16 protein-coding genes are annotated in these 15,738 nt (G+C 67.2%); 9 read left to right on the top strand and 7 right to left on the bottom strand.

The features are described from left to right. The first annotated feature begins 124 nt into the window (after positions 1-124). Entirely contained in the window at positions 125-1,651 is a 1,527-nt protein-coding gene (locus ASF14_RS14150; protein WP_056436188.1) for a peptide chain release factor 3, read from the top strand. A 58-nt stretch (positions 1,652-1,709) separates the two neighbouring features. Further along, positions 1,710-2,231: a hypothetical protein gene (locus tag ASF14_RS14145; RefSeq protein ID WP_156884149.1), complete on the top strand. Its 522-nt coding sequence runs from the start codon at positions 1,710-1,712 to the stop codon at positions 2,229-2,231. 170 nt (positions 2,232-2,401) lie between these two features. On the opposite strand, the gene ASF14_RS14140 is transcribed toward ASF14_RS14145, so the two are convergent. From ASF14_RS14140 to rpmF, 5 genes are all read right to left on the bottom strand, one after another. Continuing rightward, positions 2,402-2,710: a MerR family transcriptional regulator gene (locus tag ASF14_RS14140; protein WP_236697077.1), complete on the bottom strand. Its 309-nt coding sequence runs from the start codon at positions 2,708-2,710 to the stop codon at positions 2,402-2,404. Between the two features lie 40 nt (positions 2,711-2,750). Further along, complete coding sequence (locus tag ASF14_RS14135) at positions 2,751-3,050, bottom strand: integration host factor subunit alpha (RefSeq protein WP_042488275.1); 300 nt, start codon at positions 3,048-3,050, stop codon at positions 2,751-2,753. 91 nt (positions 3,051-3,141) lie between these two features. Beyond that, complete coding sequence (locus tag ASF14_RS14130) at positions 3,142-4,110, bottom strand: beta-ketoacyl-ACP synthase III (protein ID WP_056436181.1); 969 nt, start codon at positions 4,108-4,110, stop codon at positions 3,142-3,144. Further along, complete coding sequence (gene plsX / locus ASF14_RS14125; RefSeq protein ID WP_056436179.1) at positions 4,107-5,135, bottom strand: phosphate acyltransferase PlsX; 1,029 nt, start codon at positions 5,133-5,135, stop codon at positions 4,107-4,109. Before plsX ends, ASF14_RS14130 begins: the two co-directional genes overlap by 4 nt. A gap of 39 nt (positions 5,136-5,174) precedes the next feature. After that, positions 5,175-5,354, bottom strand: coding sequence for a 50S ribosomal protein L32 (gene rpmF / locus ASF14_RS14120; RefSeq protein WP_042488281.1), 180 nt, complete (start codon positions 5,352-5,354; stop codon positions 5,175-5,177). 204 nt (positions 5,355-5,558) lie between these two features. On the opposite strand from rpmF, the gene ASF14_RS14115 reads away from it, so the two are divergent. Continuing rightward, positions 5,559-5,993, top strand: coding sequence for an MAPEG family protein (locus ASF14_RS14115; RefSeq protein WP_056436178.1), 435 nt, complete (start codon positions 5,559-5,561; stop codon positions 5,991-5,993). Further along, positions 5,993-7,633: a M28 family metallopeptidase gene (locus ASF14_RS14110; RefSeq protein WP_056436176.1), complete on the top strand. Its 1,641-nt coding sequence runs from the start codon at positions 5,993-5,995 to the stop codon at positions 7,631-7,633. The genes ASF14_RS14115 and ASF14_RS14110 overlap by 1 nt, the downstream gene beginning before the upstream one ends. Positions 7,634-7,735: 102 nt before the next feature. Here the strand turns inward: ASF14_RS14110 and ASF14_RS14105 are convergent, their stop codons facing one another. Then, positions 7,736-8,410, bottom strand: a complete 675-nt coding sequence (locus ASF14_RS14105) for an MBL fold metallo-hydrolase (RefSeq protein WP_056436174.1) — start codon at positions 8,408-8,410, stop codon at positions 7,736-7,738. 82 nt (positions 8,411-8,492) lie between these two features. On the opposite strand from ASF14_RS14105, the gene pabB reads away from it, so the two are divergent. The 3 genes from pabB (at position 8,493) to msrA (ending at position 12,716) form a co-directional block, all read left to right on the top strand. Beyond that, on the top strand, positions 8,493-10,241 hold the full coding sequence (pabB, locus tag ASF14_RS14100; RefSeq protein ID WP_056436444.1) for an aminodeoxychorismate synthase component I: 1,749 nt from the start codon (positions 8,493-8,495) through the stop codon (positions 10,239-10,241). A gap of 54 nt (positions 10,242-10,295) precedes the next feature. Beyond that, a complete protein-coding gene (locus ASF14_RS14095; RefSeq protein WP_056436172.1) occupies positions 10,296-11,495 on the top strand; it encodes a pyridoxal phosphate-dependent aminotransferase in 1,200 nt (399 codons plus the stop codon). Positions 11,496-12,074: 579 nt separating this feature from the next. Continuing rightward, positions 12,075-12,716, top strand: coding sequence for a peptide-methionine (S)-S-oxide reductase MsrA (gene msrA / locus ASF14_RS14090; RefSeq protein ID WP_056436441.1), 642 nt, complete (start codon positions 12,075-12,077; stop codon positions 12,714-12,716). 136 nt (positions 12,717-12,852) lie between these two features. On the opposite strand, the gene ASF14_RS14085 is transcribed toward msrA, so the two are convergent. Continuing rightward, positions 12,853-13,779, bottom strand: coding sequence for an ABC transporter ATP-binding protein (locus ASF14_RS14085; RefSeq protein ID WP_056436169.1), 927 nt, complete (start codon positions 13,777-13,779; stop codon positions 12,853-12,855). A 98-nt stretch (positions 13,780-13,877) separates the two neighbouring features. Here ASF14_RS14085 and ASF14_RS14080 point away from each other — a divergent pair, with 98 nt between their 5' ends. Then, positions 13,878-14,111: a zinc-finger domain-containing protein gene (locus ASF14_RS14080; protein ID WP_056436167.1), complete on the top strand. Its 234-nt coding sequence runs from the start codon at positions 13,878-13,880 to the stop codon at positions 14,109-14,111. A 182-nt stretch (positions 14,112-14,293) separates the two neighbouring features. Continuing rightward, positions 14,294-15,724, top strand: coding sequence for a metalloprotease TldD (gene tldD, locus ASF14_RS14075; RefSeq protein ID WP_056436165.1), 1,431 nt, complete (start codon positions 14,294-14,296; stop codon positions 15,722-15,724). Positions 15,725-15,738 lie beyond the last annotated feature (14 nt).

The raw sequence follows: 15,738 nt of genomic DNA, 5'->3' as shown, positions 1-15,738 counted from the left end.
TTAACCCCTCCCCTGAAGGGGAGGGGGGATTCGGATGGGGCCTGTCTTGTGCCACAATTTGCTGTAACAGGCGCAGCATCTCGGGCGCTCGGATGCGCCATTTCCCTATTCGACAGAGCCGCCCATGACTTCCCCCCGCCGTACCTTCGCGATCATCTCGCACCCTGACGCCGGTAAGACCACGCTGACCGAAAAGCTGCTCTATTTCGGCGGCGCGATCCATCTGGCGGGCGAGGTCAAGGCCCGTGGCCAGAATCGGCGCGCGCGGTCGGACTGGATGAAGATCGAGCAGCAGCGCGGTATCTCGGTCACGTCCTCGGTGATGACGTTCGAAAAGGACGGCGTGACCTTCAACCTGCTCGACACGCCGGGCCACGAAGACTTTTCGGAAGACACCTATCGTACCCTGACCGCGGTCGATTCGGCCGTGATGGTCATCGACGCGGCGCGCGGTATCGAGGCACAGACGCGGAAATTGTTCGAGGTCTGCCGCCTGCGCTCGGTGCCGATCATCACCTTCATCAACAAGGTCGACCGAGAGGGGCGTCCGCCCTTCGAGCTGCTCGACGAGATCGCCGACATCCTGGCGCTCGACGTCGCGCCGATGAGCTGGCCGGTCGGCATGGGCGGGTTGTTCGAGGGCATCCTCGACCTCACCACCGGCAAGGTCAGCCGTCCCGAGGGGGACAGCCGCGCCTTTCACGGCAAGGTGGACGATGCGCCGACCCTGCCCGCCGAAATCGCCGAAGAGATCGAGCTGGCCCAGGCCGGATACGCCGAATTCGATGGCGAGGCGTATCGCAACGGCGACCTGACGCCGGTCTATTTCGGCTCCGCGCTGAAGGATTTCGGTGTGGCCGAACTGATCGACGCGCTCAGCCGCCACGCGCCGCCGCCCCGCCCGCAGCCCGCCGAGCCCGCACCCGTCTCGCCGGAGAATAAGGAAGTCACCGGCTTCGTGTTCAAGGTGCAGGCGAATATGGACCCGCAGCATCGCGACCGGATCGCATTCATGCGGCTGTGCTCGGGCACCTTCAAGCGCGGCATGAAGCTGACGCCGACGGGCCATGGCAAGCCGATCGCGGTCCACTCGCCCATCCTGTTCTTCGCGCAGAATCGCGAAGTCGCCGACGAGGCTTTCCCTGGCGATATCATCGGCATTCCGAACCACGGCACGTTGCGGGTCGGCGATACCCTGTCGGAACGGGCGGACGTGCGCTTCACCGGACTGCCCAACTTCGCCCCCGAAATCCTGCGCCGCGTCTCGCTGAAGGACCCGACCAAGACCAAGCAGCTGCGCAAGGCGCTGGACGACATGGCCGAGGAAGGGGTGACCCAGGTCTTCTATCCCGAGATCGGGTCGAACTGGATCATCGGCGTCGTCGGGCAGCTCCAGCTCGACGTGCTGCTGTCGCGGCTGGATGCGGAATATAAGGTCGCAGCAGGGCTGGAGCCCGCGCCGTTCGACACCGCGCGCTGGATCACCGCCGACGACCCTGCCGACCTGAAGGCGTTCATGGATCTGAACCGCTCGGCGATGGCCAAGGATCGCGACGACAATCCCGTCTTCCTCGCCAAGAGCGCGTGGGAAGTGGGATACGTCGCCGATCGCTATCCCAAGGTCCGCTTCCTCGCCACGCGCGAGCGCTGAGACGGAACCGGAGGCCCGTGTCGCGGCTTCATGGCGCATGATCGAACAGGGAATGCCCATGAACCGCGCCGCGATCGAAGCGACCTTCGAAGCCAATGAAAAGCTGATCCGCCGCCGCGCGCTGAAGGCCGGGGCCAAGGCGCTGACCATCGGCACCGAGAGCCTCGCCGAGACGATCGACGCCATCGGCGATGCCTATGGCCTGACGGGGGCACAGCGCCGCCAGCTGGAGCCCGGCATGGCGATCGAGGCGCAGGAGATCGTCGGCAAGCTCAAGGGCTTTGTCGGCCCCGCCGCGTTGTTCAGCGATCTGCGCGGCGGCGCCGGGTTGCTGTCGCAGGCCAAGGCGGCCGGGCGGCTGGCCAAGACGGCGCGCAAGATCGGCCAGGGTGGACTGGCGGCGGGCCGGGTGGCGGCGCGTGGCGGGCGTGCGGCACGGGGGCTGCCCTGGGCGGCGCTGGGCGTGGCGGCCTGGGGCGTCGGCAATGGCGGCTGGTTCTGGTGGAAGGCGCACGCCTATAACCGGGCGTGTCGGGATTTGCTGTTGGGCGAACAGGGCGGGGTGGTCCAGCCTGCCTGATGCAGGGCGGCGGGGCGTGGGCTTCGACTTCGCTCAGCCTGAACGGATGTTTCGAGTAGATCGTATCCCTAAACCCCGTTCAGCCCGAGCCCTTCGGCTGGCTGGTAAGCCAGCCGCTCAGGATAAACGTCGGCGTTACACGCCGAAGCCGAAGGCCACGGCCGAAACGCTTACCGCTCGGCCCGGTCGTCCCAGGCAAGCCCCTCGACCAGCGAATCACGGATCGCGCGCAGGATCGCCGCCGGATCGTCTTTTACCCGCGATTCGCTTTCCAGAAGCTGCTGCACGCCGCGCACGGTATAGCCCTGTTGGTTGAGCAGCTGGTCGATGCGCCGGATCAGCGCCATGTCCTCGGGCCGGTAATAGCGGCGATTGCCCGCGCGCTGGACGGGCTTCAGCTGCGGAAAGCGGCCTTCCCAGTAACGCAGGACATGCTGCGCCACGCCGGTCTCGCGCGAAACCTCCCCGATGGTGCGCAATGCACCATCGGCCTTGCCGCCATCCGCGGGCCGTTCGGGCCTATCCCGCCGCGACAATACGATCGCGCATCATCTGGCTGGCGCGGAAGGTCAGCACGCGGCGTGGTGCGATCGGCACCTCCACCCCGGTCTTGGGGTTGCGGCCGATCCGCTCCCCCTTGTCACGCAGCACGAAGGTTCCGAACCCCGAAATCTTGACATTCTCGCCCCGCGACAGTGCTTCGCACATCTCGACGAGGATCTGCTCGACGACATCGGCCGAGTCGGATCGCGACAAGCCGACTTCCTGATGCAGCGATTCTGCCAGGTCGGCGCGCGTCAAAGTTCCAGCGTTGGTCATGTGGCCATCCCCCAATGGTATCTGGCGATCCGGTATCATACCGCCCGATGGGACCGAAAGGGATTTATCTCGGTCAATGTCAATCGATTGTTCAGAAACGTATCACCGCCGCTCCCCAGGTGAACCCGCCGCCCATCGCTTCGAGCACCAGAATGTCGTTTTCGCGGATGCGGCCGTCGCGCACGGCTGTGTCGAGCGCGAGGGGAACCGAGGCCGCCGAGGTGTTGGCATGACGGTCGACGGTGACGACGACCTTTTCGGCGGGCAGGTTCAGCTTGCGCGCGGTCGCATCGAGGATGCGGGCATTGGCCTGGTGCGGGACCACCCAATCGACATCGGCCGAGGTCAGGCCCGCCAGGCCCAGTGATTCTTCCATCACCTGCGCCAGATTGACGACGGCGTGGCGGAACACCTCGCGCCCCTTCATCCGCAGCTTGCCGACGGTGCCAGTGGTCGACGGGCCGCCATCGACATAGAGCAGGCCGTTGTGGCGGCCATCGGCGTGGAGCTTCGTCGCCAGAATGCCGCGCCCGCCTTCATCGTCGCTCTCGCGCGCTTCCAGCACCATCGCGCCCGCGCCGTCGCCGAACAGGACGCAGGTGGTGCGATCCTCCCAGTCGAGGATGCGGCTGAAGGTCTCCGCGCCGATCACCAGCGCACGACGCTGCACGCCCGAGCGCAGCATCGCATCGGCGACCTGCACGGCATAGAGAAAGCCCGAGCAGACGGCGGCGACGTCGAACGCGACGCAGTCGTTGATGCCCAGCATCGCCTGGACCTTGGTGGCGGTCGCCGGGAAGGTCTGGTCCGGGGTGGCGGTCGCCAGCACGATCAGGTCGATATCCTGCGCCGACAGGCCGGCCGCGGCGATCGCGGCCTTGGCGGCATCGGCGGCCAGCGTCGCGGTCGTCTCCTCGGGGCCCGCGATATGGCGGAAGCGGATGCCGGTCCGCTCGACGATCCACTCGTCGGAGGTGTCGACCTCTTGCGCCAGTTCTTCGTTCGACACCCGCCGGGTTGGAAGTGCCGACCCCGTACCCGTGACGATCGAACGAATCATGCGGCGTCCTCGAAATTCAGGAGATCCTCGGCAATACGCCGGGTCAGGTCGGCGCGCACCATCTTGGCCGCATTGCCGATCGCGGTGGCGACGCCCAGTTCGTTGGCGCTGCCATGGCTCTTCACCACCACGCCGTTCAGGCCCAGGAATACCGCGCCATTATGGTTGTTGGGGTCGAGATGGTCGCGCAGCAGCTGCGTCGCGGGGCGCGAGATCAGGAAGCCGATCTTCGAGCGGGTCGAGGAGCGGAAGGCGCGCTTCAGCAGGTCGCCGACAAAACGCGCGGTACCCTCGGCGGTCTTGAGCGCGATATTCCCGGCAAAGCCGTCGCACACGATCACGTCGACCTCGCCACGGGCCAGCTGGTTGCCCTCGATAAAGCCGGTGAAGTTCAGCGGAAGATGATTCTGGCCACGTAGCACGGCGGCGGCGTCGCGAATCTCGTCGGTGCCCTTCTGATCCTCGGACCCGATGTTGAGCAGCGCCACGCGCGGATTGTCGAGTTCCAGCAGGACGCGGGCATAGGCCGCGCCCATGACGGCGAACTGGACGAGGTTGCGCGCATCGCACTCGGTATTGGCGCCGAGGTCGAGCATGACGACGTCATTGTCGCCCAGCGTGGGAAGCGGCGCCGCGAGTGCGGGCCGGTCGATACCGGGCAGGGTGCGAAGCGACAGCTTGGCCATCGCCATCAGCGCGCCGGTATTGCCCGACGAGACGGCGGCGGCGGCGCGGCGCTGCTTCACCAGATCGATGGCGATGCCCATCGATGTCGTCCGCGCACGCCGGATCGCCTGGCTCGGCTTTTCATTCGAGCCGACGACCTCGGGCGCGTGAACGATTTCGGACGCGGCGGACAGATTGGGATGGGACTTCAGCCCCTCCGCAATCTGCGCCTCGTCACCGACCAGGAAGAACCGCATGCCCTCGAAGCGGCGTCGCGCTCTGGCGACACCGGCGAGCATCACGGCCAGCCCGTCGTCGCCGCCCATCGCATCGACGGCGATCCAGGCGTTATCGGCCATGGGTATCCTCTAACGGTCGTTCAGGTGAAGGTAGAGGGATCAGCCCTCGACCGACACGACCTCACGGCCGTTATAATGGCCGCAGGCGGTGCACAGATTGTGCGGACGCTTCAGTTCGCCGCAGTTCGGGCATTCCTGGAATGCCGCGACCGTCAGCGAGTCGTGGCCACGGCGCATGCCGCGCTTGGAGGGCGAAGTCTTTCTCTTGGGGACGGCCATTGCGGCACCTTATCAATCGAACAATGGGTGGAATACGCCACGATCAGCACCCATTGCGCGCCCGGATCGACGACCCGGCCGCGTGAGCACCCAGCCGGACGCATCGCGAAGCCCCGCGCCTATAGCGAGTTTTGCCGATGTTGCAAGCGTGGGCGCCAAATGGCACTCCCCGGCATCCGGCAATTTACAGGAAAGACGGCATTTATGGTCCTGCCCGTTACGCTCAGCATCGCGGCGGCGGCCGCCATCGTCAATTTATGGCTGGCCCTGCGAATCGTCATGGGGCGATTCCGCGGCAAGGTCATGATCGGCGACGGCGGCGATTCGCGACTCGCGGCGGGCATGCGGGCCCAAGCCAATTTCGTCGAATATGCGCCCTTCGTCCTGATCCTGATGGGTCTGATCGAGTTGGGCGGCGGATCGTCCTTCTGGCTGTGGATCGCCGGCGGCGCGTTCATCGTCGCGCGGATCGGCCATGGCTGGGGCATGATGCGACCCGCGCCCAATATCGGGCGGGCCGGGGGTGCGATCGGCACCTGGGCCATCCTGGCGCTATTGGCGGGGTGGGGAATCGGGATCGTCTATGCGACGCAGGCCGTTCCCGCCCCGACAACGACCGTCGTAAGGATCGACCGCTGATGACTCGCCTGCCCCTGATCGGCCTTGCCGCCCTGATGCTGACGGCGCCGCTGACCGCCGCCGCGCCCGACCCCATTTCGCCGCGGCGCCTGTCCGCCGATGTGAAGACACTCGCCTCCGACGCCTTTGAAGGTCGCGCGCCGGGGACACCGGGCGAAGCGAAGACGGTCGACTGGCTGGTTGCGCAGTTCAAGGCGATGGGCCTGCAACCCGGCGGTCCGAACGGACAATGGACGCAAAGCGTGCCGCTGATCCGTACCCAGATCGGGCAGGGGACGATGCGGGCGGGTGCGATGCCGCTGGTACAGGGGCAGGGCGTCTATGTCTCGACCGTGCGGCCCGTCGACCGGGTGGCGATCAAGGATGCGCCGATGGTGTTCGTCGGTTATGGCGTCCATGCGCCCGAGCGCGGCTGGGACGACTTCAAGGGCGTCGACCTGAAGGGCAAGATCGCCGTCTTCCTGGTCAACGATCCCGATTTCGAGGCGATGGCGGGCGACGACGCCAAGGGCAGGTTCGGCGACCGGCGCATGACCTATTATGGCCGCTGGACCTATAAATATGAGGAAGCCGCGCGGCAGGGGGCGATCGGCGCGCTGATCGTCCATGACACGGCCGGGGCGGGCTATGGCTGGGCGACGGTGATGGCCCCGGCGGGCGAGAATTACGATATCGTCCGCAGCGACCCGACTTCGCGCATCCTGTTGCAGGGTTGGCTGTCGGGCGAGTCGGCGAGCCGGCTGTTCGCTGCCGCCGGGCTGGACCTGGCACAGCAACGTGCGCGCGCCCGGCGTGCCGATTTCCGGCCGGTGGAATTGAAGGGGCAGGCCTTCTCCGCCGACCTGCCCGTCATCACCGTCCGCGCCGAAAGCCGCAACGTGCTGGCCAGGCTGCCCGGCAAGACGCGCCCCGATGAGGTCGTGATGTTCGGCGCGCATTGGGATGCCTATGGCAAGGGCAAGGCGGATGCGCAGGGTCGTACGATCCGGCCCGGCGCGAACGACGACGCGTTGGGCGTCGCGGGTGTGCTGGAACTGGCGCGTGCGTTCAAGGCGGCGCCGTCGACCGATCGCAGCCTGGTCTTCGCGCTGTGGACCGGCGAGGAGCGCGGGCTGCTGGGGTCGGAAACCTATGCGGTGAAGCCGGTCTATCCGTTGGCCAAGACCGTCGCGAACCTGACGCTCGACATCCTCCAGACGGCAGGACCGGCCAGGGACGTGATGCTGGTCGGCGACGGGCAGAACGATCTGGAGGACCGGCTGAAGGCCGCCGCCGCCGCGCAAGGCCGCACGGTGACGCCCGAGGCGCTGCCGGAGCGGGGACTGTTCTATCGCGCCGATCACTTCTCGGTCGCGCGGCGTGGTGTCCCGACGCTGCTGCTGATGGCGATCAGCGGTGCGCCCGATCTGGTCGCGGGCGGGCGTCCGGCGGGGCAGGCATGGCTGGACGGCTATATGCGCTGTTACCACCAGACCTGCGACGCGTGGGACGCGAAGTGGGATCTGCGCGGGGCGGCGGCGGATGTCGGGCTGCTGTACGGGATCGGGCGCGATCTGGCTTCGTCCCGCGATTGGCCCGAGTGGCGTGCGGGGTCGGAGTTCAAGGCGATTCGCGGAGAGAGTGCTGCGGAACGGCGGTAGTCCCTTGGCCTTCGACTGCGCTCAGGCTGAACGGGGTTTGGGGTTTGGACCCAGCCCCTACATCCGTTCATGCTGAGCGAAGTCGAAGCCCACACAAAACGCTCACCCCAATCCCAACACCCGGTCCGCCACGAACGCATTGCTCTGCCGCTCATGCCCGAAGGTGCTGGGCTGGCCATGGCCCGGAATGAACGCGGTCTCGTTCCCCAGCGGCCAGAGCTTCTCGACGATCGAGCGGATCAGTGTGTCGTGATCCCCGCCCGGCAGGTCTGAGCGCCCGACCGAGCCCTGGAACAGCACGTCACCGACCAGCGCGAAATGCGACGGGGCGTGGTGGAAGATGACATGCCCGCGCGTATGGCCCGGCGTCTCGTACACATCCAGGGTCAGCTTGCCGATCGTCACCGTGTCGCCCTCCGACAGCCAGCGGGTCGGCTCCAGCACCTGGGCGGGGATGCCGTAAGCCTGGCCATCCTCGTCCAGCCGCGCCAGCCAGAACCGATCCTCTTCCTGCGGCCCCTCGACGGGCACCGACAATGCGTCGGCCAGCGCCTTGGCCCCGCCCGCATGGTCGATATGGCCATGGGTCAGCAAGATCTTCTCGACCGTCACCCCGGTTTTGGCGATGGCGTCATGGATACGCGGCAGGTCGCCGCCGGGATCGACCACCGCCGCCTTCATCGTCGCGGTGCACCACAGGATCGAACAATTCTGCTGGAGCGGGGTGACGGGCACGATCGCGGCCCGGAGCGGCGGGTTCTGGGGAGCACTGGTCATGCCCCGGCGATAAAGGCTGGGACAGCGCGGGCCAATCGATACTTGCATGGGGGGGCAGGCGACGTGCATGGATCGTCATTCCATGGCGCGCCCCCTTCCTCCTTTCGTCCTGCTCGACGACGCCCGTGACGGGGGAGCGGCGGCGCGTCTCTATACGCGGCCGGTCGGCATCGTCACCGCACACCGGGCGGACGAGGTTCCGGCGGCGGTGGACGCCCTGCGCTCGGCCCGGGAGCGCGGGCTCGAGGCGGTCGGCTATCTGGCCTATGAGGCAGGCGCGGCGTTCGAGCCCGGCGTGCCGCCCCGCGCGATCGACGGCCCGCTTTTGTGGTTCGGCCTGTTCGAGGGCTATGAGACCGTCGCACCGGAGTCGCTGCTTCCCGATCCGGCGGGCGGCTGGATCGGCGAGATGGTGCCCGAACTGGACGCCGCGCGCCACGCCGAGCAATTCGCCGCCGTCCAGGCGCTGATCGAGGCGGGCGACCTGTATCAGGTCAACCAGACCTTTCGCGCGACCGCGCCGGTGCTGGGCGATCCGCTGGCGCTTTATGCGGGCCTGCGCGCCCGGTCGCGCGCGGGCTGGGGCGCGGTGGTGGCGACCGGGGATGCGACGATCCTGTCGCTGTCGCCCGAACTCTTCTTCGCGCTGGATGGGGGCAAGCTGACCGCGCGGCCGATGAAGGGCACCGCGCGGCGCGAAGAGGACCCGGCGGCCGATGCGCGCGCCGCCAAGGCCCTGCGCGACGATCCCAAGCAGTGCGCCGAAAATCTGATGATCGTCGACCTGATGCGCAACGACCTGTCGCAGATCGCGCGGGCGGGCAGCGTCGCGGTGCCAGAGCTGTTCGCGGTCGAACCCTATCCGACGGTGCATCAGATGGTGTCGACCGTCACCGCCGACCTGGCCGAGGGGCGTGATGCGCTGGACGTGCTGGCGGCGCTCTTCCCCTGTGGCTCGATCACCGGTGCGCCCAAGATTCGCGCGATGCAGGCGATCGCGGAGATCGAGGATTCGCCACGTGGCCTGTATACCGGCGCGATCGGGCGGCTGGACGCCAATGGCGATGCGATGTTCAATGTCGCGATCCGCACGCTCGTCTGGCCCGAGGGTGAGACCCAGGCGACGCTGGGCATCGGATCGGGCGTGGTCGCCGACTCGGTGGCGGCGGACGAATGGGACGAGTGCCTGGCCAAGGCGGCGTTCCTGGCCGGGGGGCGGCCGGATATCGACCTGATCGAGACCATGGCCTTCGATCCGCTCGAAGGTATCCAGCATCTGGAAGCGCATCTCGCGCGGATGAAGGCGAGCGCCACCGCGCTGGGCTTCCGCTTCGACCGGCATGATGCGCGCAACGAGTTGCAGGCCGCGACCTTCCGCCTGCGCGATGTACGGCGCATCCGGTTGCTGCTGGCGCGTGGCGGCGCGCTGGTGGTCGAGGTCGGGCCTGCGCCCGCTCGCTTCGACGGCGTGATGCCGGTGCGGGTCGTGCCGCTGCCCGTCTCGCCGCTCGACCTGCGGCTGCGGCACAAGACCAGCGCGCGCGGTTTCTATGACGCGGCACGGGCGGCGGCGGGGACCGGGGAAGTGGTGTTCGAGACGCCCGACGGCCTGCTGACCGAAGGCAGCTATACCTCGCTGTTCGTGCCGCGTGGCGATGTCCTGGTGACGCCGCCGCTGGCGTTGGGGCTGCTGCCCGGCGTGCTGCGCGCGCATCTGATCGAGACGGGCCGCGCGATCGAGGGGCCGCTCACGCGCGCCGATCTTCGAGACGGATTCTTGCTTGGCAATGCGCTTCGCGGATTGTTTCGTGCGGAGATGGTTGCGGATTGAGGCGATAGCGGGCTAAGGCGCGCCCGCAATCTCCTGACGCAAAGGTTCCGTTTCATGCAGCCCTCCGCCGCGCTCGGCCGTATCAGCCCGTCCCCCACGCTTGCCATCACCAGCCGCGTGATGGAGCTGAAGCGCGCCGGTGTCGACGTGATCGGCCTGGGCGCGGGCGAGCCGGACTTCGACACGCCCGACTTCGTGAAAGAGGCGGCAATCCAGGCGATCCGCGACGGCAAGACCAAATACACCAATGTCGACGGCACGCCCGAGCTGAAGGCGGCGATCGCGGCAAAGTTCGCGCGCGACAATGGCCTGACCTACAAGGCCGATCAGATCAGCGTGAATGTCGGCGGCAAGCACACCCTGTTCAACGCGATGGTCGCGACGATCGATGCGGGCGACGAGGTCGTGATCCCGGCGCCTTACTGGGTCAGCTATCCGGACGTCGTGCAGTTTGCGGGCGGCGTGCCGGTGATCGTGAAGGCGGGCCCGGAACAGGGCTACAAGCTGACCCCCGAAGCGCTCGACGCCGCGATCACGCCGAAGACCAAGTGGGTCATCCTCAACTCGCCGTCCAACCCGACGGGCGCGGGCTATACCGCCGACGAGCTGAAGGCGCTGGGCGAGGTCATCCTGAAGCACCCGCATGTCTGGGTCTTTGCCGACGATATGTACGAGCATATCGTCTATGACGGCTTCCGCTTTGCCACCATCGCGCAGGTCTGCCCCGAGCTGTACGAGCGCACGCTGACGGTGAACGGCTGTTCCAAGGCCTATGCCATGACCGGTTGGCGCATCGGCTATGCGGGCGGTGCGCCCTGGCTGATCAAGGCGATCGCGAAGCTCCAGTCGCAGTCGACCTCCAACCCCTGTTCGGTGGCGCAGGCGGCGGCGACCGCCGCCCTGACCGGCGACCAGAGCTTCCTGGCCGAGCGCAACCTGGCCTTCCAGGCGCGGCGCGACATGGTGGTGTCGATGCTGAACGCAATCGACGGCATGACCTGCCCGACGCCCGAAGGCGCCTTCTATGTCTATCCGTCCTTCGCACCGCTGATCGGCAAGTCGACGCCCTCGGGCCGGCTGATCGACAGCGACGAGGCCTTTGTCGGCTATCTGCTCGACGATGCGAAGGTGGCGGCGGTGCAGGGCGCGGCGTTCGGCCTCTCGCCCGCGATGCGAATCAGCTATGCGACGTCGGACGCGCTGCTCCGCGAGGCGTGCACCCGCATCCAGACGGCCTGCGCCGCGCTGAAATAAGCGTGAAATAATTTGCCGCTGCTGCGGCGCGAAAGCCAGCCGGTCCGGGCAAGATCCCGGATCGGCTGGCTTTTTTATGCACAAAGGTGCGCCGCAGCAATATGGCTTAACTGTGGCATGAACGACACGTCCACGTGCCGTTAATGCTGTGTTTCTATAAACGCCATTGTCGGAACGGCGACTATCGACCAGATGGCGCCCGGATGATCGCTCGCCCGACCGGGGAGCGACCCGCTAAGACAGGTGAAGTGAACGATGCGTGCCCTCCTCAAGTCCAGCTTCGTGTGGCAGTTCGCCGGCGGATTTGCGCTTGGCGCTCTCGGCCTCGTGGTCCTTCACCCGGCGGAAGCACCCAGCCGTTACGGTTCGGCGCCGGTCGAGGCGGTTCGTTAAGGGGCAGTTCGGCGGGGTGATTCCCTTGGCCTTCGACTTCGCTCAGGCGGAACGGAGGTTTGGAATACTCCTTTAAAACGGCCGTTCAGGCTGAGCGAAGTCGAAGCCCACGCCCGACGCTCAACCACTAGCCGAACCCCAAAAACACCCCATATCCCGGCGATGCGCAACACCCTCTGCATCGCCATGGCCGCGACCGCATTCGGAGCGGTCGTCCTGTCCTCCCTTCCCGCCAGCGCCGAGCGCGCCGTGCCGCTGCCGAAAGCGACGGTCGATGTGCCCGCGTCGCCCCGTCCGCAGGTGGCCGTCCTGGCGGGCGGCTGCTTCTGGGGCATGGAAGCGGTGTTCCAGCGGGTGAAGGGCGTGCGTTCGGTGACGGCAGGCTATGCCGGAGGGCGTCGCGAGGATGCGAACTACGCCGCCGTCTCGACCGAGCGGACCGGCCATGCCGAGGCGATCCGTATCACCTACGACCCGGCGCAGGTCTCCTACGCCACGCTGCTGCGCGTCTATTTCGCGATCGCGCACGACCCGACCCAGGTCGGCGGGCAGGGCCCCGATCGCGGTCCCAGCTATCGCTCGGCCATCTTCGCGCAGTCGCCCGAACAGGCCAGGGTCGCGCGCGACTATATGGCGCAGCTGGCCCGTGCCCATGCCTTTACCCGGCCGATCACGACCCGGATCGAGCAGGGCGGCTTCTTCCCAGCCGAGGCCGAGCATCAGGATTTCTACGAACGCAACCCGATGCACCCCTATATCGTGCGCTGGGACAAGCCCAAGGTCGCAGGCTTCCGTGCGGGTTTCCCGGATCTGGCGCGGGCGGGGTGAGCTAAAGAATATTCCTCCCCTGGAAGGGGAGGTGGCAGGGCGAAGCCCTGACGGAGGGGTGTCCCGCTATCGAGAGGGGTGACACCCCTCCACCAGCTTCGCTGGTCCCCCTCCCCTTGCAGGGGAGGAAGCTGGGTCACGCACTCCGCGTGAGCGACAGGAACACGTCTTCCAGATCGGCTTCCTTGGTCGAGACGTCGACGATCCCATACCCGTCCGCCTGCACCGCCGCGAGCACCTGACCGGCATTCACCTTGTCCTTGGCATAGGTGATTTCCAGCGTGCGCGTGCCCTTCAGCACGATCTTGCCGAAGCTGGCATGGTCGGGCACCGCCGCGACGTCGCGGTCGACCGTCACCGCGACGACCTTTTCCTGCGCCTTGCCGACCAGTTCGCGGGTCGGCTCGTTGGCGACCAGGCGGCCATGGTTGATGATCGCGATCCGGTCGCACAGCTCCTCGGCTTCTTCGAGGTAATGCGTGGTCAACACCACCGTCACGCCCCGGTCGTTCAACTGCCGGACATAGGCCCAGAGCTGCTGGCGAAGCTCGATATCGACGCCCGCCGTCGGTTCGTCGAGGACCAGCACGGGCGGCGAGTGGACCATCGCCTTGGCGACCATCAACCGGCGCTTCATGCCGCCCGACAAGGTGCGCGAATAGGCGTTCGCCTTGTCCTCCAGATGGACCGCGCGCAGCAATTCCATCGACCGCCGCTGCGCCTTGGGCACGCCGTACAGCCCGCCCTGGATCTCCAGCGTCTCCAGCGGCGTGAAGAAGGGGTCGAACAGGATCTCCTGATTGACGATGCCGATCGACGCCTTGGCGTTGCGCGGATGCTGGTCGATGTCGAAGCCCCAGATCGACGCCGACCCTTCGGTCTTCATCACCAGCCCGGCCAGGATGTTGATCAGCGTCGACTTGCCCGCGCCATTGGGGCCCAGCAGCCCGAAAATCTGGCCACGCGGCACGTCGAAGCTGACCCCGTCGAGCGCGCGCTTGCCGCCCTGATAGGTCTTGGCGATGCCCTGGATCGAAATGGCGGCGTCTGTGCTGGCGGTCATGTGCGTAGCGATAGGCCCGTGCGCGGGACAGGCCAAGCCGGTTTTGCCCCTCTTTGGGCAATTGCACGCGAGGCAACGCCTTGCTATCGCGCAAGCCTATGTTGCCGCCGCCCGAAACCACCCGCGTCACCCAGACCCGCGTCGCTTGCGACGGTGCCACCGACATTCCGGGCGGCGCTGCGCTCGGCCATCCGCGCGTGTGGTTGCAGATCGACGAGACCGGCTATGTCGATTGCGGCTATTGCGATCGCCGTTTCGTGCTGATCGGTGGCCCGGCGGACGGCGTGGACCAGGCGCAGCTTCCCGATCACGGCGACGGCGCCGGGCGCTAACTGAGACTCACGCCCCTCCCGCAAGCGGGAGGGGATGGGGGAGGGCAAGCCACGGGCTATAGGCTCGGTGAGACCTCATGCCCTCCCCAAACCCCTCCCGCTTGCGGGAGGGGCTTAAGAGAAGAGTGGGATTTCCCTCAGCGGAGATTTCAAACCTCGGCCGGGCATCCTATATCCCCTCGATGACCGCCACCGATCCCCGCTCGTTCCTCTACCGCGACACGCTGGACCCCGACGCGGCGCTGCGCCTCACCGCCAACGCGCTGTCCCGCGCGGACGATGGCGAACTCTATCTGCAATATAAGCGCTCGGAGGCGTTCGGCTTCGACGACGGGCGGCTGAAGACGGCCAGCTACGACACGCACTCCGGCTTCGGCCTGCGCGCGGTGTCGGGCGAGATGACCGCCTTCGCCCATGCCAACGAGCTGTCCGAGGCCGCGATCCAGCGCGCCGCGCAGACCATGGCGCTGATCGACCCCGCCAAGGGCGCCGCCGCGCCCCCGCCGCAGGGGACGAACCGGCACCTCTATACCGCGACCGATCCGCTCGACCTGATCCCCTTTGCCGAGAAGGTGTCGCTCTGCCAGACGATCGACGCCGCCGCCCGGGCGCGCGATCCCCGCGTGGTGCAGGTGTCGGTCGGCCTGTCGGGCAGCTGGAGCGTGGTCGAGATCGTCCGGGCCGACGGCTTCGTCGCCACCGATGTGCGGCCGCTGGTACGGCTGAACATCTCGGTCGTGGTCGAGCACAATGGGCGGCGCGAGACGGGCAGCTTCGGCATCGGCGGGCGTTATTTGTACGACCGGCTGGTCGCGCGCGAGACCTGGGAGCGCGGCATCGATGTCGCGCTCGCCCAGGCTTTGGTCAATCTCGACTCGGTCGCCGCACCGGCGGGCGAGATGACCGTGCTGCTCGGGCCGGGCTGGCCGGGCGTGCTGCTGCACGAGGCGATCGGCCATGGGCTGGAGGGCGACTTCAATCGCAAGGGCACCTCGGCATTTTCGGGCCGCATCGGCGAGCGGGTCGCGGCCCCCGGCGTCACCGTGGTCGATGACGGCAGCCTGGCCGACCGGCGCGGTTCGCTGTCGATCGATGACGAGGGCACGCCGACGCGCGAGGTCGTGCTGATCGAGGACGGTATCCTCAAGGGCTATATGCAGGACCGTTTGAATGCGCGGCTGATGGGCGTCACGCCGACCGGCAATGGCCGCCGCGAGAGCTTCGCGCACGCGCCGATGCCGCGCATGACCAATACCTTCATGAAGGGCGGGCAGGACGATCCCGCCGAGCTGCTGTCGCGCGTCAAGAACGGCATCTTCGCCAAGTCCTTCGGCGGCGGTCAGGTCGACATCGTGTCGGGCAAGTTCGTCTTCTCCTGCACCGAGGCGTATCGGATCGAGAACGGCCGCTTAGGCGCACCGATCAAGGGCGCGACGCTGATCGGCGACGGACCGAGCGTCCTGACCCGGGTGAAGGGCATCGGCAACGACTTCGCGCTGGACGAAGGTGTCGGCATCTGCGGCAAGGGCGGACAGAGCGTACCGGCGGGTGTGGGCCAGCCGACGCTGCTGGTCGAGGGGCTGACGGTCGGCGGGACGGCGCTCGCGGCCTAAAGATCCTCCCCGGC

It is taken from the genome of Sphingomonas sp. Leaf257 (assembly GCF_001422185.1).
GTDB lineage: Bacteria > Pseudomonadota > Alphaproteobacteria > Sphingomonadales > Sphingomonadaceae > Sphingomonas > Sphingomonas yabuuchiae.
Note: the sequence above shows the minus strand (reverse complement) of the source record. Positions and strands in the feature narration are given on the sequence as shown.

Bases quoted from the DNA above. Each gene is read 5' to 3' on its own strand.
- rpmF (WP_042488281.1), bottom strand. From the start codon at position 5,354: ATGGCCGTCCCCAAGAGAAAGACTTCGCCCTCCAAGCGCGGCATGCGC.
- ASF14_RS14130 (WP_056436181.1), bottom strand. From the start codon at position 4,110: ATGATTCGTTCGATCGTCACGGGTACGGGGTCGGCACTTCCAACCCGG.
- ASF14_RS14095 (WP_056436172.1), top strand. From the start codon at position 10,296: ATGCAGCCCTCCGCCGCGCTCGGCCGTATCAGCCCGTCCCCCACGCTT.
- ASF14_RS14150 (WP_056436188.1), top strand. From the start codon at position 125: ATGACTTCCCCCCGCCGTACCTTCGCGATCATCTCGCACCCTGACGCC.
- ASF14_RS14080 (WP_056436167.1), top strand. From the start codon at position 13,878: ATGTTGCCGCCGCCCGAAACCACCCGCGTCACCCAGACCCGCGTCGCT.
- msrA (WP_056436441.1), top strand. From the start codon at position 12,075: ATGGCCGCGACCGCATTCGGAGCGGTCGTCCTGTCCTCCCTTCCCGCC.
- plsX (WP_056436179.1), bottom strand. From the start codon at position 5,135: ATGGCCGATAACGCCTGGATCGCCGTCGATGCGATGGGCGGCGACGAC.
- ASF14_RS14145 (WP_156884149.1), top strand. From the start codon at position 1,710: ATGAACCGCGCCGCGATCGAAGCGACCTTCGAAGCCAATGAAAAGCTG.
- ASF14_RS14085 (WP_056436169.1), bottom strand. From the start codon at position 13,779: ATGACCGCCAGCACAGACGCCGCCATTTCGATCCAGGGCATCGCCAAG.
- ASF14_RS14105 (WP_056436174.1), bottom strand. From the start codon at position 8,410: ATGACCAGTGCTCCCCAGAACCCGCCGCTCCGGGCCGCGATCGTGCCC.
- ASF14_RS14110 (WP_056436176.1), top strand. From the start codon at position 5,993: ATGACTCGCCTGCCCCTGATCGGCCTTGCCGCCCTGATGCTGACGGCG.
- ASF14_RS14115 (WP_056436178.1), top strand. From the start codon at position 5,559: ATGGTCCTGCCCGTTACGCTCAGCATCGCGGCGGCGGCCGCCATCGTC.
- tldD (WP_056436165.1), top strand. From the start codon at position 14,294: ATGACCGCCACCGATCCCCGCTCGTTCCTCTACCGCGACACGCTGGAC.
- pabB (WP_056436444.1), top strand. From the start codon at position 8,493: ATGGCGCGCCCCCTTCCTCCTTTCGTCCTGCTCGACGACGCCCGTGAC.
- ASF14_RS14135 (WP_042488275.1), bottom strand. From the start codon at position 3,050: ATGACCAACGCTGGAACTTTGACGCGCGCCGACCTGGCAGAATCGCTG.